17 protein-coding genes are annotated in these 23,261 nt (G+C 46.0%); all 17 read left to right on the top strand.

The window, feature by feature from the left end; all coding sequences use genetic code 11:
• The first annotated feature begins 3 nt into the window (after positions 1-3).
• Entirely contained in the window at positions 4-552 is a 549-nt protein-coding gene (locus tag MKX63_RS00785; protein ID WP_341014623.1) for a hypothetical protein, read from the top strand.
• Complete coding sequence (locus tag MKX63_RS00780; RefSeq protein WP_341014622.1) at positions 539-1,501, top strand: hypothetical protein; 963 nt, start codon at positions 539-541, stop codon at positions 1,499-1,501. The genes MKX63_RS00785 and MKX63_RS00780 overlap by 14 nt, the downstream gene beginning before the upstream one ends.
• A gap of 105 nt (positions 1,502-1,606) precedes the next feature.
• A complete protein-coding gene (locus MKX63_RS00775) occupies positions 1,607-2,713 on the top strand; it encodes a copper amine oxidase N-terminal domain-containing protein (protein ID WP_341014620.1) in 1,107 nt (368 codons plus the stop codon).
• Positions 2,714-2,716: 3 nt separating this feature from the next.
• On the top strand, positions 2,717-6,226 hold the full coding sequence (locus tag MKX63_RS00770) for a DUF5704 domain-containing protein (protein ID WP_341014619.1): 3,510 nt from the start codon (positions 2,717-2,719) through the stop codon (positions 6,224-6,226).
• A gap of 24 nt (positions 6,227-6,250) precedes the next feature.
• On the top strand, positions 6,251-6,742 hold the full coding sequence (locus MKX63_RS00765) for a hypothetical protein (RefSeq protein WP_341014618.1): 492 nt from the start codon (positions 6,251-6,253) through the stop codon (positions 6,740-6,742).
• A gap of 17 nt (positions 6,743-6,759) precedes the next feature.
• A complete protein-coding gene (locus MKX63_RS00760; RefSeq protein WP_341014617.1) occupies positions 6,760-13,968 on the top strand; it encodes an N-6 DNA methylase in 7,209 nt (2,402 codons plus the stop codon).
• Between the two features lie 68 nt (positions 13,969-14,036).
• Positions 14,037-14,348: a DUF6664 family protein gene (locus MKX63_RS00755; RefSeq protein WP_341014616.1), complete on the top strand. Its 312-nt coding sequence runs from the start codon at positions 14,037-14,039 to the stop codon at positions 14,346-14,348.
• 82 nt (positions 14,349-14,430) lie between these two features.
• The gene (locus MKX63_RS00750; RefSeq protein ID WP_341014614.1) at positions 14,431-15,252 is read left to right on the top strand and encodes an Rpn family recombination-promoting nuclease/putative transposase; all 822 of its coding nucleotides are present in this window, start codon (positions 14,431-14,433) and stop codon (positions 15,250-15,252) included.
• 32 nt (positions 15,253-15,284) lie between these two features.
• Positions 15,285-16,322 (top strand): DUF3991 and TOPRIM domain-containing protein, encoded by a 1,038-nt coding sequence (locus MKX63_RS00745; RefSeq protein ID WP_341014613.1) that lies wholly within the window; start codon positions 15,285-15,287, stop codon positions 16,320-16,322.
• 181 nt (positions 16,323-16,503) lie between these two features.
• Positions 16,504-17,451: a hypothetical protein gene (locus MKX63_RS00740; protein ID WP_341014612.1), complete on the top strand. Its 948-nt coding sequence runs from the start codon at positions 16,504-16,506 to the stop codon at positions 17,449-17,451.
• Between the two features lie 108 nt (positions 17,452-17,559).
• On the top strand, positions 17,560-18,123 hold the full coding sequence (locus tag MKX63_RS00735) for a GNAT family N-acetyltransferase (RefSeq protein WP_341014610.1): 564 nt from the start codon (positions 17,560-17,562) through the stop codon (positions 18,121-18,123).
• 31 nt (positions 18,124-18,154) lie between these two features.
• Positions 18,155-18,850 carry an RNA polymerase sigma factor gene (locus tag MKX63_RS00730; protein WP_341014609.1) on the top strand — a complete coding sequence of 232 codons (696 nt, stop codon included), beginning with the start codon at positions 18,155-18,157 and terminating at the stop codon, positions 18,848-18,850.
• Positions 18,840-19,460 carry a DUF4367 domain-containing protein gene (locus MKX63_RS00725; protein ID WP_341014608.1) on the top strand — a complete coding sequence of 207 codons (621 nt, stop codon included), beginning with the start codon at positions 18,840-18,842 and terminating at the stop codon, positions 19,458-19,460. The genes MKX63_RS00730 and MKX63_RS00725 overlap by 11 nt, the downstream gene beginning before the upstream one ends.
• 295 nt (positions 19,461-19,755) lie before the next feature.
• Positions 19,756-20,109 carry a plasmid mobilization protein gene (locus tag MKX63_RS00720; RefSeq protein ID WP_341014606.1) on the top strand — a complete coding sequence of 118 codons (354 nt, stop codon included), beginning with the start codon at positions 19,756-19,758 and terminating at the stop codon, positions 20,107-20,109.
• A gap of 16 nt (positions 20,110-20,125) precedes the next feature.
• Positions 20,126-21,541 (top strand): relaxase/mobilization nuclease domain-containing protein, encoded by a 1,416-nt coding sequence (locus tag MKX63_RS00715; protein ID WP_341014605.1) that lies wholly within the window; start codon positions 20,126-20,128, stop codon positions 21,539-21,541.
• Entirely contained in the window at positions 21,450-22,355 is a 906-nt protein-coding gene (locus MKX63_RS00710) for a PcfB family protein (protein WP_341014603.1), read from the top strand. Before MKX63_RS00715 ends, MKX63_RS00710 begins: the two co-directional genes overlap by 92 nt.
• The gene (locus MKX63_RS00705) at positions 22,352-23,260 is read left to right on the top strand and encodes a hypothetical protein (protein WP_341014602.1); all 909 of its coding nucleotides are present in this window, start codon (positions 22,352-22,354) and stop codon (positions 23,258-23,260) included. Before MKX63_RS00710 ends, MKX63_RS00705 begins: the two co-directional genes overlap by 4 nt.
• Position 23,261: the final 1 nt, after the last annotated feature.

Genomic DNA, 23,261 nt, shown 5'->3' with positions numbered 1-23,261 from the left:
GCGATGAACAGCTATATGAAGGTTTTTTCCATCCTGTTAGCTGTGCTGCTGTTGTACCTGTATCCTATTTATAGCGCTTTTCAGCAGCAGGATGATCTATCGGAGCTAGTGGCAATGAAGGCGACAACCACGTTTGTAGACAGTGTGCGAGATAAGGGGTATATTTCGCCAACGATGTACAATGATTTTGTTCAAGCGCTGTCTGTGACGGGCTTGGTGTTTGATGTACAGATGCAGCATGAGAGCAAAAAATATGTGCCTGTATACACGGATGTGACACGGTCTGAAACCTTTCAAAATCGTTATGAGCTGCATACAGATAATTTTTATCAGGCACAAATTATGACGATACTTTTTCCCCAACAGTCTATGCCTAAGGATGACCCGCTTCGACGTTACAAGCTACGCATAGGGGATACCTTTGCTGTAACGGTCGCCAATAAAAGTCGCACACCAGGCACAGTGATGTTTGATTTTATAAACAATGCCGTTAGCGCAAGCGAAAAAATAGTCATTCCTTACGGCGGGGTGGTGCGTAATGAAGTGGATTGAGTGGGCAATTGTTGGTGTACTAATCTTATTTCCATTCGCGCAGATCAGTCAGCTTGAAGCAGAACTGCTGCGAAAAACGCTGCTGCTGGAGCTACGCTACGATGCAGCCCTGGATGCCGCTGTAGATGCAGCGGCGCAAGCGCTACTCCTGAATGCAGATGAGCAAAAGGAGCCCCGCTACGAATCGGTCAAGCGCATAGCAATGAACAAGGAGGCTGCAATAGAAGCCTTTTATCACACGCTGTATCTAAATTTTGGGATTGCAGATGATCCGATAGCGCAGGGTGTGCTGAGGCGATATATTCCAGCAGTCGCCATTGTCAGCTATGACGGATTTTATGTGTATACAGAGGATGAATGGATAGATAGTGGGAATCAGACCAATATGGGAGCAGCCTGGGGCTTGAAGAAGCCCTATGTCTATTCCGATACGGCAGGCAATAGTTTTTCGTTTACACTGGATGAGCAGGTATTGGCATACTCTGCTGGCACGCATAGCTGGCAGGAGGGCTTACGCTCGGAGCTATCAGCAACAGCTAGTCCGCTTCTGAACGATGGGAGTCTATTTAATCAGGTTCGGCAAAGCACCATTGTTCAAGCTCTTCAGGACGAGCTGGCTTATCGGATCAACCAACATAATGAGGTTGCCCTGCGTAGCGGCGTGTCCTATACGTTTACACTGCCCTCTATTCCACTAGAGGATTGGCACAATTCCATTCAAGATGTAGGTGTCATTGCCTTCCTACAAGGAATTCCGATGGGCAGCAAGGTGTACAACAGCTATGCCTTCGGCGGTAGTCGAGTGACCAAGCTCCTTGAAATTGTGGGTGCACGCAAAGGTGAAATGAAGGTGTACTACCGTCGTTCCAGTAAATACAGCTATCCTATCGAAGAAACCTTCACCAGTGAGCAGGCTGCTGCACAAAAAGGCTACATGCCCATGCCTTAAAGCTTTGCTGGAGGGTAGACATGCTATAACGTAGCCGTTATGCTTACTGTATTAGGGTTATATTTCCAATATTGTCATTGAAAATAATTGAAGAGGTGAAGCAGGATGAGGAAGTGGACACTGGCTGTACTTATAGCCATTTTGCTTGTTAGTGTGCCTGTTGCAAGTGCAAATACCTCCAGTTTACCGCCTACCTTTGTGAGTGTTGTGCTGGATGGCAAAAAGATTTGGTTTCCAGATGCACAGGCCTATATTGATGCTAATCAGCGTACGCTAGTACCCGTAAGATTTGTAGCGGAATCACTTGGAGCCAAGGTAGGCTGGGAGGGGAAAAGTCGAACAGTTCCCATTTCTCGTGATGGGCAGGATATTAGCCTAGCCATCGACTCCGCAACGGCTATTGTGAATGGGAAGCAAATCGAATTGGATACACAGGCTGTCATTACTGGTGGTAGAACGTTTGTGCCGCTGCGCTTTGTCAGTGAGGTGCTGGGCGCTGAGGTAAAATGGGAGGGCAAGACAGCAACGGTGCTGATTCAAACCAAGGAGCTATCTGAAGCAGATACCGATGAGTGGGGGCGGCTCATCCGAAAGACCAATCTTCCTAAAAACGCAGCTGACTACCCGTACATTTTGGCAGATATACCGAATGAAATGTATGAGTTGGCGTATCCGTATTCACTTCCAGCAAACAGTAAGGTATCTGCCAAGCTGTATGGGGTTGTTCCTGAATATAACAAGAAGAATATCGACATATGGTTGGGAAGATTAAAGACCTTTGGTGGGCTGTGGCTCAATGTGGATTACCAGACAATAGATGATGCATGGGCACAGGCTGTGTTTGCCACAAAAATGCAAAATTCCAATTCAGAACTGAAGTATATTCGCCAGTATGTGGAATGGGTGAAAACAAATAAGATTCAAGTGACGGGTTATTTGGAGCCGGAGCCGTCCATGATTTATTATGATGGTTTGGGTAGTAATCACATTCGAGTGAAGTTCAGAATTAAATTTATTTCCTTTGATAAGCCACAGCAGCTTATTTATGATGAATGGTTTCCTAAAAATGCGGGCTTTGAAAAAAATGTATGGTATGAGGGATATTCCGATATTAAGATGGTGACAAATGTAGGCGGCGACTGGGGAAGTACATTGAAAATTTCGCCATCTACAAGCCTATTTTTTAACCACACTATTTCTAAGGTGGAATAGTCTATGAAGCATATTAAACTGTATAAGCGTCTTCTGTGCATGCTGCTGGCATGCACTTTTTTATTGCCTTTTTTTTCATTGGGGCAGGCACAGGCTGCTTCACCTCAGATAAGAGTTTTTAACGGTGCTATTCAATTTGAAATTACAAGCACTGCTGCTACAACCTCAATACGCTATCGGACGGTGGGCTGGGTCGTGACAAGAGAGCAGGTCTGCTCCACCACCTCCCCTAAGCAATGTAGTGATCCAAGAAGCAAGCCACACGCCTTGTTCCTTGATCAAGAGGTGAAGCAAATCGGACAATATCCTGATCCAGCAGTACCAGGACAGCCCCTAACCTCGTTTTATGAGGTTCCCGAAGATGTCGTAACAAAGCGACTTTGGGCGGCAGGTATGGAAGGCATTAAGGATAATGATGACCTGTTCTTTTATGCGGTTATGGTATCTATCAATGGCGATGGCTCGGTTCGGAAAGGACCATTTTATACACTTTCTGGCATAAAAGGAGCCGAAGGGTGGCGGCATGCAGATGATTTGGACGATTACTTTGGTTTGCATATTCCGTATCGCAGCGCTGACTTTCCAGTGGATGTCATTGCTAAAACGGTGGACGGCAAAATCATTAAGCAGCCCCAGGTTACCTTTCTAAAGGGCAAGTATAAAATTGGGGAGGAAATCAATCATGAATTCCCTGCTGTTATTGAAGACGGCGGTAAAACCTACACGATTGTCCGTTCCTATTTATCACCCAAGCAGGATAAGACGCAAAAAAAGTGGCTACAGGAAAATCCAGAAACCAATGACAAGGTGCGTATTCGCAGCTTTACCGTTGCCTTGGGCGGTTCAGACCTTATTGCAGAATATTCCGAAAAGAATGAGGTTAAGGCGATTTATTTAACCAGCAGTGGCACAAAAATTAAGGAGGTAGACAAGGGAGAGCACGCCACTGGCTCAGAGGTGCAGCATACCTTTGAAGCTACGCTTACACATGAAGGAGAGGCCTACGAGCTGATCCGTTCCTATATTACCAACAATAATAAGCCCCAGGAGCAGCTATTCGTTCAGGAGAAGGGTGACAGCAAGCTGCGGGAACGGTCTATTCTGGTGGGTTCAGGCGGCTCAAACATGATCGGTATCTACAAGTCTGCCAATGGTGGGACGGACGAGGAGCAGCCTGGGGCAACCAAGGCAGCGGAAATGATGAATCCTTCCGCCACGGCGGTCATTCGGGCAGACACACGCGGAGCCGAGAAGTTTGATGTGCTACAGGGGATTCCGACATCGGAGAGTCTTTACGTACAGGCCGAGGCCAAATCCTATTTATATCGTAATAAGTTTTTAGAGGTAAAGGGGACGAAATCATACCCGATTACGGTTAGTCGTATGTATACACTACGCTGGACAGAAACCAAGCCAGGTCCCCCAGATAGTAAGGGGAATCCAACCACGGTATCAGTCAGTCGCTCAGATACACAGACGGTAACCAATAGTTATACAGTCGAACGCAAATATAGCTTTTGGTTGATTAATCGCTTAGAAGTGTATGGCCTTGAAAAAGCAACCGTTTCAAATTATGCACTGCCTGCTGGTCAGGTCGTACTCCAGCCGAAGGGCTATACGTTACCTACTGTAGCTGTCACGCATACAACGGATACGGCTGCTCATCTGACTGATCCCGTCTATCAGAATGTAACGCTGCCCGGACAAACCTTACAGGGAGGTAGTAGTCGTCCAAGTGTCCCTAGTGAAAACTGGAAGCCACAGGCGGAGGCAGCCATTGGGAAAATCAAGGTAAGAAACGATTCACTGGTGTTCAGCGGTCAAACGGTGATGGATAGCCGTCAGGCAGAGGAGGCCGCACCAGCACCGGGAAGTATTCCTGCGCCGTCCATGATTGGACAGAATGTGTTGTATGGGCAGGGCTATGTGATTGATGCAAGCAAGAGCAACAAGGTTAGTCAGCCAAGCTCAGGCAAGCTGGATTATAAGCTGGTCAAGGGGATTGGTGGCGGACAAGCACAAAGCTTCCCGATTCAAGGCATCAATCCTGTAACCGTTCATACTCCCGTAGTTAACCTGGCATCCGTATCTGACGACAAGGCGCATAACCAGAAAACACAGCCCACTGCTGGACGTTCAGCGCTCATTTTAAATCGTCCCTTTACTGTAGCTATTCCAACCAGCGGACAGCATCGGAGCATCACAGGCTACGGCAGTCGCGATTATGCCAAATATATGCGGGACAAGCAGGTTTGGTTTCCATTTGATGTGTATCGGGCAGATCGGACAACACTGATTCCCAAGGAAACCTGGATCTCCATTCCTGTCGGGGAGCTACAGACTGCCTTTTATCTGCCGACTTGGGTGGATGAAGGCCATTATACCATGTTGTTCCAAACGCTTGCTGAAAACAGTCCCGCAGCCTTCACCTCACAAATGCATGCCAATCTGGACAATGCGCATCATGTTGCGACACAAACCGTTGATGTGGAGGTAATTGGGCGTATATTCGATTTTCGGATTACGGATATTGCCGATTATCAGTGGGAAACGGTGTTCCGTACAGCTAAAGGCAGTGCCACACCGACCGGAAATAGCTACTGGGTTGGAAAAAACGGCATTGATGGTGCAGCAAGAGGAAATACCTCTCCATTTGTGCTGCCGATTCGTCCTGGTAGTCACCCGGAAATAGGCAAGAAAAATATTGCGGTAAAAACAGGCTATCAGTTCAAGTTTGAGGTGAAAACACTCGGTAACATGTTCGGTTCAGGCGATGGCATTAAAATTACGCCTACCTTTTATTTTGTAGACAGTACGGGGAAAAATCGACAGGAGGTAGACCTGTACTATCACTCGGGAAATACACGCTTCATCCGAATTGGCTCTAGTGCAGATACAGAGCGAAGACAGGTCATACTGGACACGCGCTTACGAAATGTTTCCCAGCAGGAGTTGACGCAAACGGCTATCTCTCTATGGGCCTTAAACGGTTCAACTGGAGATCAGCAGACGTATGTTCGTCAATTTCTGAAAAATGCACAACAGAACACCTACGTGGGCGGGTACGATGTCATGCTGCTGCCGCCACAATTGCGAACCCTGATTGGCAGCAAGAAGGCTCCATCAGGTGTGAATGCTGCTCGCGTCCAAGCCTCGGTACAATGCTGGTTTGGGGAGTACAGTCTGCCCGCCGCACCTTATGTCGTACCTAAGGGCTTTAATGTAGCTGAGTACGGGCGCACCCATCGGCTGGACGACAAGTCTTCTATTTTTCTTCGGAATGGTTATATTATCGTAAATTTCAAGCTGGAAACGATTCGCAACCAAAAGCTGAACGAGCCGCATTTGCAGTATAAGGATGCGCCGCTCAGCAATCAATGGCAACTGGAGGGCTTTCAGCGTAGCTTTGTTGATCCTTACGGGGCAACCTTCTCCCTGCTGGATGGAGATGTTGTCTTTTATCATGCCAACTTATCCAGCTATAACGACTTTGGAACAGGGGGCACCCATTAACTAAACCAGCCGGGAGGAAAAGCTATGGATGAAAAGCTGCAAGCCACCGCACCAGAGGATGCGGCTTATTTTTATTCCGCATCTGCTGAGGAGGAAATTAGTCGAGCCTGTATCGGGCATTTGCGTGGTGATTTTGGGCGTTCAGGGGAGGAGTTTTGGGTCAATTGGTTCACGAGAAGCTCCCCTTATGAAACGCCTGCGTTTAAAGATGAATTGGGCAAGGTATTCCAAGCGATGGGTGAACAGGAGGTATTGAAAAGTCGCCGTCACATGCTTCGCTTTTGCAGCCAGCATCCGGAGGCGCGTATTGGTGGTGCATGGAGTACAGATGTATACGGGTTTTCCATGCAAACCCAGGAGCATCGTTATTATTTACGCTGCTTTCCCTTTGCGGGCGATTACAATTTCTATGTGTATTGCTACCGTAAGGAGCATTTTCTGGAAAAGCCGCTGGCGAAAGGGTCAGAAGCGCCAGTAGCATCACATAAAAAACTGCCGCGCGGAGCGGAGCGTTAAAAGGGGAGGGGCGAGCATTGACTGCAAAAATGCAGCAAATGGTGGAGCTTTCTGCACAAACGGCTCGTAGCGTCACGGATGATCCTGAACAGTGGGGCGCTTTTTTGCGAACAGCAGCATGGAATTATAAGTATCCCTTTCATGACCAGCTGCTCCTGTTTGCACAGCGTCCCGATGCAACGGCCTGCGCAACTATAGAGGTGTGGAATAAGCGCTTGGATCGCTGGGTAAAGCGTGGAGCCAAAGGCATAGCATTAATTGAGGATCGGGGTAGCACGCTTGGTCTTCGCCATGTGTTTGATATTTCAGATACGCAAAGCCGCAAGGCACAGGAGATAACACTTTGGCATCTCAGGCCAGAGGACAACACTGCGATTGCCGAAACACTAAGCAATAGGCTAGACCAAGAAGGCGAATATGCCACCTTACCTGAATTACTAATCGCCACCGCAAAACAGGCGGTAGAGGACAATAGTACAGATTATGTTCAGGCGATAATGAAGGAGCTAGAGTTCAGCTTATTGGAAGAGCTGGAGCCATCGCATGTAGAGCTGTTGTTTCGCCTGAACGCACAGTATGCGGTAGGCTATATGCTACTGACACGATGTGGCTTTTCTGCCGCGGACTATATTGGCGAAGAAGAGCTAGCAGGTATTGGCTATTTTAATACCTTGCCTACCCTATCTCAATTGGGGGCTGCCATCAGCGATGTGTCAGAAATGCTGCTGCGCGAGTTGGAATCAACCATTCGAGAGCAGCGACGAGTTGAACGTGCCCCCGTACAGCAATATAAGAGCCGCAGCCTTGCAAAACTAACACCGCTCCAGCACAATAAAGCTAACAAGACAGAAGGGAAGGATGAGCATGGAACTGAGCTACACCCGTCAAGGGGACTACCAGCTTCCAAATCTGGTATTGTCGGAGGAGGTAATGGCGATTGGCAAGTATGGGATGCTGCGCAAAAGCTACCTCCAGACGCAGCAGAAGGGCTTGTACGCCAGTCTAATGTTATCGGGCAAGCTACAGGCCCATCTGACAGAGATCGAACAGACCCTGCGACAGCAGCTCGAAATCGTTATGAGCCAGCTCCTGCTGATGCAGCCAGCACCAGACAAGGCGAGCGAGCCGATGGCATGGACGGCTCACATGAACAGCCTCAAGCAACAGGCGGAGGAGCTTCTACTGCCGGAGCTGATTTACAGCTAAAATGGCATGATCGGAGTGCGGAGGACAATCGTCTTCCGTTTTTTCATGACTATAAGGCGATTAATGAGCTGCTGCGCATAGCGCCCTTGCGCGAGAGCAAGGCAGCTATTGAACTGTTTTTTGCTCAAAATGATGAGCCGCAAGCACGGCAACTGTATGTACGAAGTCTGTTTGAGCCTGAACCGTCGGAGCTTATACTAGCAAGCGGACTGCGTATCGGCTATGAGCCTTATGCGAATGTCCTGCATCTATGGACAGGATTAGCAGAAGCACGAGAAGCACAAGGCTTCTATGATTGGGGCGTCATTGCCGGACATATTCAAAGCATGCTGCTTCTACAGGAGTTTCAAGAGCAAGCGACATTACCCACCGTTGAACAACAGCTATTATGGATGGAGGAAGCAGAGGCGGAAAAGGCCTCTGCTTTTGCTTTGCCTCAAGCGGTCATAGATGCCATATTACAGCAGGGAAGCGGATTTGAGAATAGCAAGTATCGGATTGCTGCTCATTTTCAACAGCATTTATCTCCCAAGGAGCATGCCGATTTTCTAAAGCAGGAGTACGGTGAGGGTGGTCGTGCCCCTATTCTTACGGGTACGGAAATAAGGGAATGGCATAACAGGAAGGGGATTACACTTGAGCGTGGCTTCAGCGGAAAGCCTGACGACAAAATCACCTTGTCCTGGATGAAGGTACAAAAGCGTATCCGTGAATTAATTGCGTCTGGACGTTATTTGACCCAACCAGAGAAGGAACAATTCGCTCTCTATCTGCAAAGAGAACAAGGAGAAGCAGAGCTTGTTCATAATGAGGCTGTGACTAATGAAGCTGTTCAAACGAATCAAGATACAGCCAAATATGAGCGATATATATATTCTCAAGGGGATACAGTATTTGAAGATGAAACGGAGTATGAGATTGCCTTCTTCACCAAGGAATTTGTTCGACTTCGGGATGCAAATAGCCCCTATTATACAATGGATGTTTCTCATGAGCAGCTCAAGCATCTTTTGCGAATCAATCCGCTAAATTCAGATTTTTGGCGGCTTCTTGACAGAGAAGAACAAGCTCAGACCATTATCAATAAAAATAACCAAGATGATCCTTTACAGAGCATGAATAATCAAGAGAAGGACATCAGGCAAACACAAGTCCAAGCTATAAGCAACACTTCATTAGGAGACCAGGATACAAAAGGTTCTAATGCAAACCATCCCGCTCCAGGTAATTTTCGTATTCAGGATATTGAGCTTGGACATGGTAGTGCCAAAGTAAAGTTTACCTACAATATAGAAGCCATTCAGCTTTTAAAGCAGGTGGAGGAGGAAAATCGTCAGGCCACCACTGAGGAGCAAAAAATTCTTGCCCAGTATGTGGGGTGGGGAGGATTAGCGCAAGCCTTTGATGAGGGAAATACCCAGTGGAGTAGCGAGTACAATCAGTTAAAGAGCATACTGGAGCCGGAGGAATATGAGCTTGCACGTTCCTCCACACTAAATGCCTATTACACTCCCCCAACCGTTATTCAAGCGATATACAAGTGCCTGGAGAGAATGGGCTTTCGTAGCGGAAATATATTAGAGCCAGCCTGTGGAACAGGCAACTTTTTGGGTCTTGTGCCGGATTCCTTTCAGGATTCACGGCTTTTTGGCGTGGAGCTGGATAGCCTTACAGGCAGGCTAGCTAAGCAGCTTTATCCCGATGCATCCATTACCGTAAGTGGCTTTGAGCAAACGACACTGCCTGACAGCTTTTTTGACCTTGCCATTGGCAATATACCCTTTGGTGGCTATGGCGTTTCCGACAAAAAGTATGACAAGCACAAATTCTTAATCCATGATTACTTTTTTGCCAAAACGTTGGATAAGGTACGACCTGGTGGAATCATTGCCTTTGTCACCTCAAAGGGGACAATGGACAAGCAAAATCCTTCGGTTCGTAAATACATCGCAGAAAGAGCAGAGATGCTTGGTGCCGTAAGACTGCCCAATAATGCCTTCTCTAATGCAGGAACGGAAGTAACAGCAGACATCTTGTTTTTACAAAAGCGCGACCGCATGGTTACTGTCAGTGAACAAGGCGTGGAATGGCTTAGCCTTGCTGAAACGGGTGATGGTTTGCCAATCAATGCGTATTTTGCAGCGCATCCTGAAATGGTGCTTGGCACAATGGTCTTTGATGACCGGATGTATGGCAATAAGCGAGAAACAGCCTGTCTGCCCCATCCCAACATAAGCCTAAGCGAGCTTTTAGAGGAAGCCATGCTGGGCATTCATGCAGAGTGGCAGGAATTAGAGCGCGAAGAACTTCCGGATGAACAAGACTTCTCTTTACCTGCTGCTCCAAATGTTCGCAACTTTAGCTACACACTGGTGGATGGGTGCGTTTATTATCGGGAAAACAGCCGTATGCACCGAGTGGATACCTCAATTACCGCTACCGGACGTATTAAGGGGCTACTGGCTTTACGGGAAACGGTGCGCACACTGATGGACTATCAGATAGAGGATTACAGTGAGTCGGCCATCCGTGAGCAGCAGCAAAGGCTGGGGAAGCAGTACGACCAGTTCACCAAGCAATATGGCTTGATTAATAGTCGAGCCAACAGCCTTGCTTTCTCCGATGATAGCGCCTATTTTTTGCTTTGCTCACTGGAGATATTGGATGAGGAGGGACGACTGCTTCGCAAGGCGGACATGTTCAACAAGCGAACGATTAAGCAACAGTCTGTCGTAGAGCGTGTAGATACAGCGGCAGAAGCACTTTCCATATCTATTGGGGAAAAGGCATGTGTTGATTTGCTCTTTATGGAGAATTTAACAGGCTTCACAAGAGAACGGCTGATACAGGAGCTGCAGGGCATCATATTTGCAAATCCAGAACGAACGGATGTCGAAGGAAATCCGATATATGAAACGGCTGATGCTTATCTTTCCGGTCATGTGAGGGGTAAGCTGCGAATTGCCAAGCAGTTTGCCACGTATGATGAGGCAAGGTATGGCGAAAATGTCAGGGCGCTTGAAGCGGTGCAGCCGAAGGACTTGGATGCCTCTGAAATTGATGTGCGGTTGGGTGCAACCTGGCTGCCAGCGGAGGATATCCGCAGCTTTATGTTTGAGCTGCTGGATACGCCCTATATGTTCCAGCAGTCCATTCAGGTGCTTTATTCTGAGTATACAGCTGCATGGAATATACGCGGCAAGAATGAGGATCGCAGCAATAATATTAAGGCCAATATGACGTATGGTACAAGCCGATTGAGTGCGTACAAAATAATGGAGGATACATTAAACCTGCGGGATGTACGTATCTTTGATACGGTGGTTGAGGACGGGGTAGAAAAGCGAGTGCTAAACAGGCAGGAAACGGCAATCGCTCAGCAAAAGCAAGAGCAAATAAAGGAGACCTTTCAGGAGTGGATATGGAAGGAGCCTGAGCGAAGGGAACGATTAACACAGCTTTACAATGAGCGATTTAATGCGATTAGGCCGCGCGAATATGATGGCAGTCATATTCGCTTTAAGGGTATGAATCCGGAAATTGGACTGAGACAGCACCAAATTAATGCAGTTGCTCGTGCCTTATATGGGGGAAATGCGTTGTTTGCACATTGTGTGGGCGCGGGGAAGACCTTTGCAATGACTGCTGCGGCAATGGAAAGTAAGCATTTGGGATTATGTAACAAAAGTATGTTTGTTGTCCCCAATCACTTAATCGAGCAGTGGGCAGCAGAGTTTTTGCAGCTCTATCCCTCAGCTAATGTTTTAGTAACGACGAGAAAGGATTTTGAAACTAAAAATCGCAAGCGTTTTTGCGCTCGAATTGCTACAGGAGATTATGATGCCATTATTATAGGCCACTCACAGTTTGAAAAGATTCCGATTTCAACAGAACGTCAGCGTCAGCAATTGCATGATCAAATTGTTGAAATTACGAGTGGTATTCGGGAGTTGAAGGAAGCTAAAAGTGAGCGCTATGCGATTAAGCAGCTAGAGAAGACCAAAAAAACACTTCAGGTCAAGCTGGAGAAGCTGAATGATACGAGCCGAAAAGATGATGTTGTTACCTTTGAGGAGCTTGGCGTGGATCGGCTGTTCGTGGATGAGGCTGATTCCTACAAGAACCTGTTTTTGTATACCAAAATGCGTAATGTAGCGGGTTTATCCCAAACAGAGGCTCAGAAGTCCTCCGATATGTTTGCGAAGTGCCGTTATTTGAATGAGCTGACAGAGGGGCGCGGGGTTGTTTTTGCAACAGGCACCCCCATCTCCAACTCCATTACTGAAATGTATACGATGCAGCGCTACCTCCAATATGAACGGCTACAAAAGCAGGGATTGCAGCATTTTGATTCCTGGGCGTCCACATTTGGTGAGACAGTTACCGCTATTGAGCTTGCGCCGGAAGGAACAGGGTATAGAGCGAAAACAAGGTTTGCTCGCTTTTACAATTTGCCCGAGCTAATGAATATGTTTAAGGAAGTTGCGGACATTCAAACAGCAGACATGCTCCAGCTTCCTGTGCCAAAGGCATATTTTCATAATGTTGCTGTACCACCGAGTGAATTTCAAAAGAACATGGTAGCAGAGCTATCAGAGCGTGCAGAAAAGGTTCGTGCTAAGGTGATCGAGCCTCACGAAGACAACATGCTCAAGATTACAAATGATGGACGCAAGCTGGCTTTAGACCAGCGATTGGCTAATCCAATACTTCCTGATGATGAGAGCAGCAAGGTGAGCGCTTGTGCAAGCAATGTCTATCAGCATTGGTTAGACGGATCGAAGGAACAACTCACACAGCTTGTATTTTGCGACCTGTCTACCCCCAAAACGGATGGTACATTCAATGTGTATGATGAGTTAAAGCGAAAGCTAATAGAAAAAGGTGTGCCGGCAGAGGAAATTGCCTATATTCATCAAGCCAATACAGATGTACAAAAGAAGGAGTTATTTGCTAAAGTGCGGGTCGGGCAGGTGCGGATTTTGCTTGGTTCAACCGCCAAGCTTGGCGCGGGTACCAATGTGCAGACAAAATTGATTGCACTTCATGACCTGGATTGTCCGTGGCGTCCAAGAGATCTGGAGCAGCGTAGTGGACGAATTATTCGGCAAGGTAATCAGAACGACGAGGTTCATATTTTTCGCTACGTCACCGAGAATACGTTTGATGCTTATATGTATCAGACGCTAGAGAACAAGCAGCGCTTTATCTCCCAAATTATGACCAGTAAGTCCCCTGTACGCTCTGCGGAGGATATTGATGAAACAGCGTTGTCCTATGCTGAGGTAAAGGCGCTGGCGACAGGCAACCCGTACATTAAGGAAAAGATGGATTTAGATATTCAGGTATCCAAGCTAAAGCTGCTAAAGGCCAATCATTTAAGCCAGCGATATGCACTGGAGGATAGGCTTCTCAAAATACTGCCTGTGCAAATTAAGTCCACAGAAGAGAGAATTGCGGGCTTGGAGAAGGACGTAGCCTTGTTCAAACTGGCTATTCAAAAATATGGGGATGACTCAGTCTTTCCTGGTATAGTTATTGAAGGAATTAGCTATATGGAAAGGGTGAAAGCAGGCGTAGCCTTGCTAGAGGCATGCAAGAAAATGACATCGCCAGATCCACAGGAGATTGGCAATTATTTGGACTTCAGCTTATGGCTGTCCTTTGACAGCTTTCAAAAGGAATATAAGGCAACGCTTCGCGGCACGCTTGGTCATACTGTTTCATTGGGATCAGACGGTGGGGGCAACATGACACGCTTAAACAATGTGTTGTCCGACCTGCCAAGCAAGCTGCAATATGCTAGACAACAACTAACAACACTGTACCAGCAGGTGGATACCGCCAAGGAGCAGGTGGTTATGCCATTTGAAAAAGAGCAGGAGCTACAGGAGAAAGCTAAGCGACTTGCCGAGTTAAACATCTTATTGAATATGGACAAACGAGAAAATGAAGGAGTAGATACTGTTCCCGATGAGCAGCAGGAGTCAACTCGCAGGCCCCCTCATAGGGAGAGATAATTCGTTTGACACATTCGATCTCCTAGCCTGGCTTTTGTATAGTGGAGACAGGGAGGGGTGTGTATGCATTGGAGCTATGGACAGAGCTATTAAAAATGGGCTTTAGTGAAATAGAAAATGAAGTGGTCAGTCGGCTGCGTGCAAGTGAATTGGCATACCGACAGCTAGGGGAGCAGCGTTCGCTTCTGTTACAGCAGCATCCGTTGATCCAAAACGTATCGGAGGGCAATCGGACCTTGTTTCCAAATCAAGAGGACTTTGAAGCTTGGTTATTAAGTAAAGCGCTTGGGGATGAGCTTGATCAGATGGAGCGAGCAGCCATTTACATGCAGGGTCATGCCGACTGTTATTCCTACTTTAAAAAAATAGGTGTGCTCTAATCGAACCAGCCAAGGTGAGTATATTCAACTATAAAGGATACAATGGTATAATGAAGATAGTTAGGAATGGAGTGAGAGGCCCATGCTGGAATTGCTTGATCCGCGTGTAGATGTTATTTTTAAACGAATCTTCGGCAGCGAGCATAACAAGGATGTGCTGCTGGCCTTTTTGAACAGCACCTTCCGCGAGGCGGGTGAACCACCACTGACTGAAATTGTGCTGCTTAATCCGTACACCGAGCCAGACAGTCCAAATGACAAGCAGTCCATTATGGACATTAAGGCAAAGACAGCCAAGGGTGAGCTTTTGAATATCGAAATGCAATTATTTAACCCGTATCATATGGAAAAACGAACGCTGTTTTATTGGTCAGAAATGTACTATCATCAGATACCTAAGGGTGGAAATTACAATACATTAAAGAAATGTGTAACCATAAATATACTGAATTACTCCTGTCTGCCTAACGACCGTTATCATAACGTATTTCATTTGCGAGAGGATCGCACCGGAATTCAATTGGTGGATGACATTGAAATTCACATCATGGAGTTGACCAAGCTGAGCGAGCATTCGGCAGAGCTTGGAGAAGGCGGACTGGTGAACTGGCTGTTGTTTTTAAAGGGAGTCGATAAATCCAATTGGGAGGTGCTAACGATGAAGGAGCCAATGCTGAAAAAAGCAATGGATACACTGGAGTTTCTGAGCCAGGATACCGCCGCACGCCTGGCTTATGATGCCCGAATGAAGGCACTAAGCGATGAGCATTCCCGAATCGAAGGGGCCAAGACTGAAACCAGCAAAGAAATTGCGATTCGACTTTTGGACAGAGGTGTGGATTTGCAAACCATTTCGGAGGCAACTGGCTTAACGGTTGAAGAGATAAAGGAATTGAGGCAGTAACTCAAAGCGTAGTGCTTACCATACAATTTATAATGCAAATTCATGGCAGCCGCAGGGCTGTCTTTCTTTTTTCCAAAATTACGTTTAAGGGATTGGGGGGAGCTGCCTTGAGCTACGTAAGTAAAGAGCAAATTGAACAGGCGAAGCAGCTTGATTTGCTGACATATTTACAAGTGTACGAGCCTTACGAACTGGTTCGATGCTCTCGCAACGTGTACTGCACTCGAACCCACGACAGTCTAAAAATCTCCAATGGGAAATGGTTCTGGTGGTCTCGGGGAATCGGAGGTCGTTCTGCATTAGACTACCTCATTAAAGTCAAGGGATTAACCTTTCTAGAAGCTGTGCTTGAACTAACAGGGCAGGCTTCAATAGAAAGACCGCATAGGGATGTTCAGCATGATATCTTAACTTCTTCTAGTAAGGAATTTAAGCTTCCGGAGCGAAGTGGCAGCAATCAGCGTGTCATTACTTATTTAAAAAAACGAGGGATTGAACAAAGTATCATTGAATTTTGTATTGTATCCGGGCGACTGTATGAAAGCCATCCTTACCATAATGCTGTTTTTGTTGGCTTTGATCTGCAAGATGTTCCCCGCTATGCGGCTATCCGTGGCACAAGTAAAACAAAATATATGGGCGAGGTAGGGGGTAGCGATAAGCGCTACTCCTTTTCTATTGCGGCAAAAGATGACGGGGAAAATCTTCATTTGTTTGAGAGTGCAATTGATTTGCTATCGTACTGCACGCTAGCAAAGCTGAAAGGCTCGGATTGGAGGCAGATGCATTTGCTTTCATTGGGTGGTATCTACAAGCCATCAGTGGGCAAGGAACAGGTGGATGCTCCAGCAGCCTTAACCCAGTATTTAAATGCTCGCCCTGAAATTAGACGACTGGTGCTGCATTTAGATAATGATGAGGCAGGGAGAATGGCAACGGCAACTATTCAAGTGTTGTTATCCTCTCAGCTTATTGTTATGGATGAATCACCTACAACTGGAAAGGATGTAAATGAGGAATTACTCTGTTTTCGTAGTCAACAGCTAAGGAAGGTTCATAATCAGCGATAACTACAAAACAACAACTTAATAGTGGATTAAGTTAATGGAAAAGTGAAGCAAGGATACTCAGAAAAACTGAATTAAATAATTTTCACTCCATTGCAACATAATCCCCTTTTCATTTGTGTATATGGCAGAACCACAAAAAAATGTGGAAAAATAAAACCAAACACGAGAGGGAGTTATAGAAATGAAAAAAATGGTAGCTATTGCACTTAGCGGTATGATGTTGATGTCCTTCACAGCCTGCTCCAATATGGAGCCAGCAAAAAACAAATCTCAAGCTCAAGAAAGCAAGCAAGTGATTGGTGGAGATGTCGAAATTCCAAGTCCTTTTCATGAGTTTAAAACTTTAACAGAAGCTGAGACATTTGCTGGTCTTACTATCACATTGCCTACCAGTTTACCTGCCGGTTATACACAAAAGCTGATAGAGGCTGTTGAAAAAAATATGATTCAGATTATTTATCAATCTGACAATGGCGACATGACGATTCGTAAGGCAAAAGGCAGTGAGGATATTAGTGGCGATTACAACAAATATACAGAAGCAAAAGAAATCACCATTGGGAAACTAAAGGTGAAAACAAAAGGTGAGAACGGTAAAATACACAATGCAACCTGGACTGAAGGGAATTATACGTATGCTATTACTGATAGCACCGGACTTGACAGTGCGACGTTAAGCGATATGATTAACAGCATGAATAGTACAGGAGGCATTGGTGGAGATGTCGAAATTCCAAGTCCTTTTCATAAATTCAATACTCTTGCAAAGGCAGAAGCATTCGCTGATCTAACCCTGACACTGCCTGATAAAATGCCTGCAGGCTATACGCAGGAACTGATAGAGGCTGTTGAAAAGGACATGATTCAGGTTATTTATCAAACTGCTAATGAACAACTAACGATTCGCAAAGCAAAAGGCAACGAAGATATTAGTGGTGACTATAATGAATACAGCGAAAGCAAATCGCTGACGGTTGGTGATAAGAAGGTAGCAACCAAGGGGAATAACGGAAATATTCAAGTGGCGACATGGACAGAAGGGGAGTACAGCTATTCCATTACAGCTAGTAGTGGTGGAGTTGCCCTCGATGCTGCTGCTATCAGTACGATGATTGAAGCGATTCGTTAATTAAACAAAAGATATAAGAGGATGGCGGCGCTGTTTACTACAGAACCGTCATCCTCAATATAGAAGTATATTTGTAGGAAATAGCAAGAAAGAGAAAGGATTCCATTCATGGTGGCATTAAGCACGTTACTCCCAGAAGATAACCAGCTTTCTATATTTTTAGTTAACAAACTGTATATAAACAGCTTTCCTAAGAAGGAACGAATCCCGTTTAAACTACTGCTAAAGCTTTGTGATGAGAATAAGATGGAGCTGCTGCTCGTCACGGATCGTGATTTGTTTGTAGGGTTTCTCTTTGTTGTTCACTATAAAGAACTGGTTTTTATTCTTTATTTTGCAATTGATGAAATTTTCCGTGGAAATGGCTATGGGAGTAAAGTGCTTCAATTAATGAATGAACGATATTCAGATAAGCGTATCATATTAAACGTTGAATCTACACAAGTAATGGCTGCAAATCAAGCTGAGAGAGAAAGAAGGAAAAAATTTTACGTGCGACATGGTTACAAGGAAGCTTCGCTTTCAAGTATTGAAAGAGGAGATACCTATGAGATGTTGATTTTTGGCGGTGAAATAGAAAAAGAAGAATATATTGAATTACTGAAATACACTATGGGGAAATTGCTTTTTTGGTTACTGGCTCCTAAGGTTATTGATGAGGTAAGACAGTGAGGCTAATGAAAATCGAATCTCTCTATGAGAGTTGTACTATAAAATGGGGATGAAGAAACTGTCAATTACAACAGAAATTGAGGAAGGTGATGAAATGATTGATGTGTACAGGGGCTACAGTCTGCTTCGGGAAATGTTGATGCTTTTAAAAAGAGGTATCGACTCTCTATTCTACTATTTGCTTTCTACGATATCCATGAGTAGTGATAGCAAGATAATCCCTATGCAGGGGGAATTACAGTCTGTACAGGTAAATGAGCAAGCGAAGCAACTCATGTCCCTCTACGGGAGTAGTGTACTTCGTATAGCATACTCCTATTTGCATAATATGAGCGATGCAGAGGACGTTTTGCAGGATACATTGATTCAATATATTAGAACACAGCCTCACCTTAAATCCACGGAGCATGAAAAGGCATGGTTTTTGCGGGTTGCCATGAACATTAGCAAAAATAAGATTAAATACAATAAAATCCGAAGGACGGACGATTTGAATGAAGGTTTAGTAGCAAGTGAAGCAGAGGATCTTGCTTTTGTGTGGGAGGCAGTAAAGCAGCTCCCCACTACTTATCGTGAAGTGGTGCATCTCTATTATCACGAGGGTTATTCTACAGCTCAAATTGCTTCGGTATTATCCAAAAGAGAGGCAACGGTGCGCTCCTTGCTGCTACGTGCTAGATCCAAACTAAAGCTTGTACTGAAGGAGGTGTATGATTTTGGAGAATAAGTACAATGAAGTGATGGAAAAGATTGAAGTTACTGCAGAAATGCAGACACGCATTCTGAACCATCTTCAGCAGCTTGATTGGGAACAGAAGCCAAAGAAGGTCATACACTTTCCGAATTACAAAAGGTATATGACTATAGCTGCTTGCTTTCTGTTTTTGCTCGTAGGTTCAGTGGTGATTCACAACGTAATGCAAACAACCAATGAACCACCAGTTTTGGTGACACCCGATATTGTTGAAGTTCAATCGATCGAGCAGCTATCCAAGGGTGTCGGTTTTACCATGAAGGAAATCACCGATCCTTTATTTAGTGTTAAGCAAGTCAAATATACATCCTATTGGAATGATCTTGGGGAAATTATCTATAGTGGTGAACAACAACAACTTGTGTTCAGGATGTCCTCACGTAATGAGGATGTGAGTGGAGATTACGCAGAGAATACTAGCAAGAAGGACATCACTATTAATAGAAGCCATGTAACGCTGAAAGGAAACGATAATCATTATGTACTTGCGATCTGGCAAAGTGACGGCTTCTCCTATTCTGTTCAATTTACCGAACCTGTATCTGAACAGGAAATGATAAGAACTGTTGAGAGTGTAAGGTGAAAATATTATGCAGGTGATTAGGGATTTGTAAAGAGACTTAAAAATATGGAAGGCGCCGGTACTGATTGAATCGGCGTCTTTTTGCTGTAGATGATTTTTTTCGGCAGGTATGTTTTAGGACAACACGAGACAACTGTCTCGTGTTGTAGCAAGCACTGAATTTGGTTGCCCAAATTCGCTTGTTAGGGGCATAGCCCCTAATACCCCTACAGAATGACAATGTTTTTTGCATATTTGCTTTCATTATAGAAGCATTGGTTTTAAGACATATTATTAAAAAAAGGAGGGCGCATTGTTGAGAAAACGAGACATCCGAGTTGTAATTCGGCTCAATGAAAAGGAGAATAAACGTTTGCTTTCGCAGGTTCAAAGCTCTGGTCTTTCCAGAGAAGCATTTATTCGTTTATTGATTCAAGGATATTCTCCTAAAGAGTTGCCTCCTCCAGACTACTATGCCATGACAAGAGAGCTTCATGCTATTGGGAACAACTTAAACCAGCTTGCAGCCAAGGCTAATGCAACTGGACATTTGGATACATTTGTTTTTCAACAGGAGGCCGACCGACTTCGGAAATCAGTCCAGCATATTCAACAGGCAGTAACCGCTCCAGAAAAACGGGCAAGCTTAAACTCAACACCTTCACCATAAGTAAGGAGGTGTGTCATTGGCTACAACAGCCATTTGGGATGTGACAGATCGGCTAAAGCGAGTCATTGACTACGTTGCTAATCCTGAAAAAACATATTTATCTCAAGCAATAGAAAGCGGCCTAGAGCAAGCCTTGAATTACGTACAAGACAGCAGCAAAACGGAAAAGCAGCTATATGTGAGTGGCATCAATTGTGATCCGCTTACTGCATATGAGCAGATGCAACGAACAAAAAGACAATTCCAAAAGACGGAGGGCATTCTGGCCTTTCACGGCTATCAATCCTTTGCACCCGGTGAAGCAACACCGGAAATTGCCCATGCTATCGGAATGAAGCTGGCGCAGGAGCTATGGGGAGAGCGCTTTGAGGTGGTGGTATCGACCCATCTGGACAAGCAGCATTTACACAATCACTTTGTGCTAAATGCTGTTTCTTTTTTTGATGGCAAGCGCTACTACGATAACAAGGCCTCCTATGCACTGCTCCGTCAAACCTCGGATCGGCTTTGCAGAGAGCATGCATTGTCAGTTATTACACAGCCCGAACACGGAAGGGCTACACATTATGGAGAATGGAGAGCAGAGCGTGAAAAGCGTCCAACCTGGCGAGGACTCATTCGTGAGGATGTGGATCAGGCGCTGACTGCCGCGATGACTATGACACAGTTTTTTTCGCAATTACAAAAGAAGGGATACGAGGTAAAGACAACGGCAAAGCTTTGGGCAATCCGTCCTCCAAGTAAGCAGCGCTTTGTTCGTTTGCGTAGTCTTGGAGAATCGTACAGCGAAGAGGCACTCAAGCAGCGTATTCTCCAAAACAAAGCTCCCAAGCAAGCAATGCCAGCTCTACCACCACGAAAACGAAAGGGTATCCTGTACGGGAAAGTGGCCGGCAGTCGCAAGCTTCAAGGCTTACAGGGCTTATATGTAAAGTACCTGTATCAAATGGGCATTATTCCCTCCAATCGTAAGACAGCTAAAAGACCAACCTTTCGTTTGCGTGAGGATGTGCGAAGGATGTCGCTGCTGACTGCACAAGCCAGTTTGCTTAGCGAAAAGAAGATTTCGACAAGGGAACAGCTTGAGCTTTACCTATCTGAGGTGAGTATGCAGATGGAGCTGCTAAAAACGGGACGAAGGGGACTTTATCATCGAATTCGCCGCTGCAGGGATAATGAACAGCGACTAAGCTACAAGGCGAATATAGCTGATTTAACGAAGCAGCTCTCTGTACTACGAAGGGAGGTGAGGCTTGGCGAGGGAATACTGGTACGTTCTGCGGACATGCAGACTACGCTAAGGCAAGAGCAAGAAGCAGGGCGAAAGGAGGAGCAGAAGAATGAGCACCGAAGCAGAGGCAGCCAATCAGGTCGTGAATATGAGTCTACGCAGCATCGAGGTGATGGCCAAAATTTCAGGAGAAGGCGCTAAGCACCTGGCTGTATATCTATTTGCAGCCCTGCAGGGGCAAAAGCGAACAAAGGGCAGCATTCGCTTGGAGAGTCTGCTGCGCAGCGGCAAGGAACTCAAGGTGTTTGCGGTCAGGAATGCGGATCTCGAAACCTTCTGTACGGAAGCAAAGCGGTATGGTGTATTGTACTGCGCGTTGCGTGACAAAAAAAATGTGGATGGCTTATGTGACATTATGGTTCGAGCGGAGGATGCTTCAAAAATCAATCGGATTGTAGAGCGATTTAAGCTGGCAACGGTAGACACAGCAAGCATTAAAAGTGAAATTGAGAAGTCGCGGGAAAGTGCCTCATCGCAGCAGGAGCAAGAGCTACGAGTAGAGGAGCACATCCATTCACAGGAAGCAGAGGCAACAGCGGCTTCAGACGAGTTGGAGAAGGTGAATACGGAGGATTTTTTGGACGAGCTGATGGGAAAGCCTCAAGCACCGGAGGAATCTCCCATTCAGGAAGAGCAGCCGGTGATGAAGGAGCCAAGCGTGGAGGAGAGGACCTTGGGGGAGAAGCCCTCCCATCCGTTAGAGCCTATCTCCGAACGCAGCGAGGCTACCGTAAAGGATACCCCTGATGCGCAGCCTGCAAAGGAGCCAGAACGAATCTCCATTCGACAGCTATTACGAGAAATTAGAGAAGAAAACCGTAAGGCCAATAAGGAGAAGCAGACGTTAGTGCATGAGGACCCACTACCCTCCAGAAAAAATCGCCAACCAGCAGGGAAGGCAAAAAGCACCAAGGGAAAGGGTGATGGAGGAAGAAAGCGAGGGAAGACGAAATGAGTGGGCTGGATGATTTATTCAGAGAAGAAGCATCCATTCCTACAACAACTGACCGTCACAATCAGGCCTTTAATAAAGAGGCATGGGTGCAAAAAAAGCAGGAGCTGCGGCAGTGGACGTATGACACCATAGATTCGACCTCGCTACACATTGCTCAAAGTGGTGAGGAATTTCAACAGTATTTGGATGTGCAGAGCCGTTTTGACCGCTACAGTGTGGCAAATACGTTGCTCATTTTGGCACAACGGCCAGAAGCAACTCGTATTGCTGATTTTGAAAGCTGGAAGGAACAGGGCGTCTTTATCCGCAGGAAGGAAACCGGTTTTTATATTCTGGAGCCAGGGGAGAGCTACAAGCGGGAGGATGGGAGTACCGCCATTAGCTATAATCCAAAGAGGATGTTTGATATTTCGCAGACCACAGCGCTTCAAAAACGGGAGCGGCACATGATGCCTGATGAACGAGCAAAAATTAAGGCACTAATTGAACGCGCGCCCGTTCCAATTACAATGAGCGACAGCTTGCCATCAGAGAAGCATGCGCTGTATCAACCAGATACAAGAAGTATTATGATTCGCCGCGGACTTGAAGCAGGCGATATTTTTCGTGCGCTAACACAGGAGCTTGCACATGCGGAGATGGATAAGGGCAACGGACAATACGCTCGTTCCGAAAGCAGCTTTCATGCGTATTGTGCGGCTTATATGCTGAGCAAGCAATTCGGATTTTCTACCAGCAGCTTTTCCTTTCAACGTGCACCTGATCTGCTAGGTAAAATGGAGCCGCAGCAATTGCGTGCAGAACTGACTTGCATGAAGGAAGCTGCGCAGCCCAGCATTGTCCGAATGAATCGCCAGCTCTCACAGCAGCAGCGACAAGCTAAGCGTTCGGAGCCTACTCGCTAGC

It is taken from the genome of Paenibacillus sp. FSL R7-0179, assembly GCF_038002265.1.
Classification (GTDB): domain Bacteria; phylum Bacillota; class Bacilli; order Paenibacillales; family Paenibacillaceae; genus Paenibacillus_AQ.
This window is presented reverse-complemented; position numbering and strand designations above follow the sequence as displayed.

Coding starts and splice junctions, on each gene's coding strand:
- MKX63_RS00735 (WP_341014610.1), top strand. CDS start 17,560: ATGGTGGCATTAAGCACGTTACTCCCAGAAGATAACCAGCTTTCTATA.
- MKX63_RS00745 (WP_341014613.1), top strand. CDS start 15,285: ATGCAAATTCATGGCAGCCGCAGGGCTGTCTTTCTTTTTTCCAAAATT.
- MKX63_RS00775 (WP_341014620.1), top strand. CDS start 1,607: ATGAGGAAGTGGACACTGGCTGTACTTATAGCCATTTTGCTTGTTAGT.
- MKX63_RS00780 (WP_341014622.1), top strand. CDS start 539: ATGAAGTGGATTGAGTGGGCAATTGTTGGTGTACTAATCTTATTTCCA.
- MKX63_RS00740 (WP_341014612.1), top strand. CDS start 16,504: ATGAAAAAAATGGTAGCTATTGCACTTAGCGGTATGATGTTGATGTCC.
- MKX63_RS00710 (WP_341014603.1), top strand. CDS start 21,450: ATGAGCACCGAAGCAGAGGCAGCCAATCAGGTCGTGAATATGAGTCTA.
- MKX63_RS00765 (WP_341014618.1), top strand. CDS start 6,251: ATGGATGAAAAGCTGCAAGCCACCGCACCAGAGGATGCGGCTTATTTT.
- MKX63_RS00705 (WP_341014602.1), top strand. CDS start 22,352: ATGAGTGGGCTGGATGATTTATTCAGAGAAGAAGCATCCATTCCTACA.
- MKX63_RS00770 (WP_341014619.1), top strand. CDS start 2,717: ATGAAGCATATTAAACTGTATAAGCGTCTTCTGTGCATGCTGCTGGCA.
- MKX63_RS00785 (WP_341014623.1), top strand. CDS start 4: ATGAACAGCTATATGAAGGTTTTTTCCATCCTGTTAGCTGTGCTGCTG.
- MKX63_RS00750 (WP_341014614.1), top strand. CDS start 14,431: ATGCTGGAATTGCTTGATCCGCGTGTAGATGTTATTTTTAAACGAATC.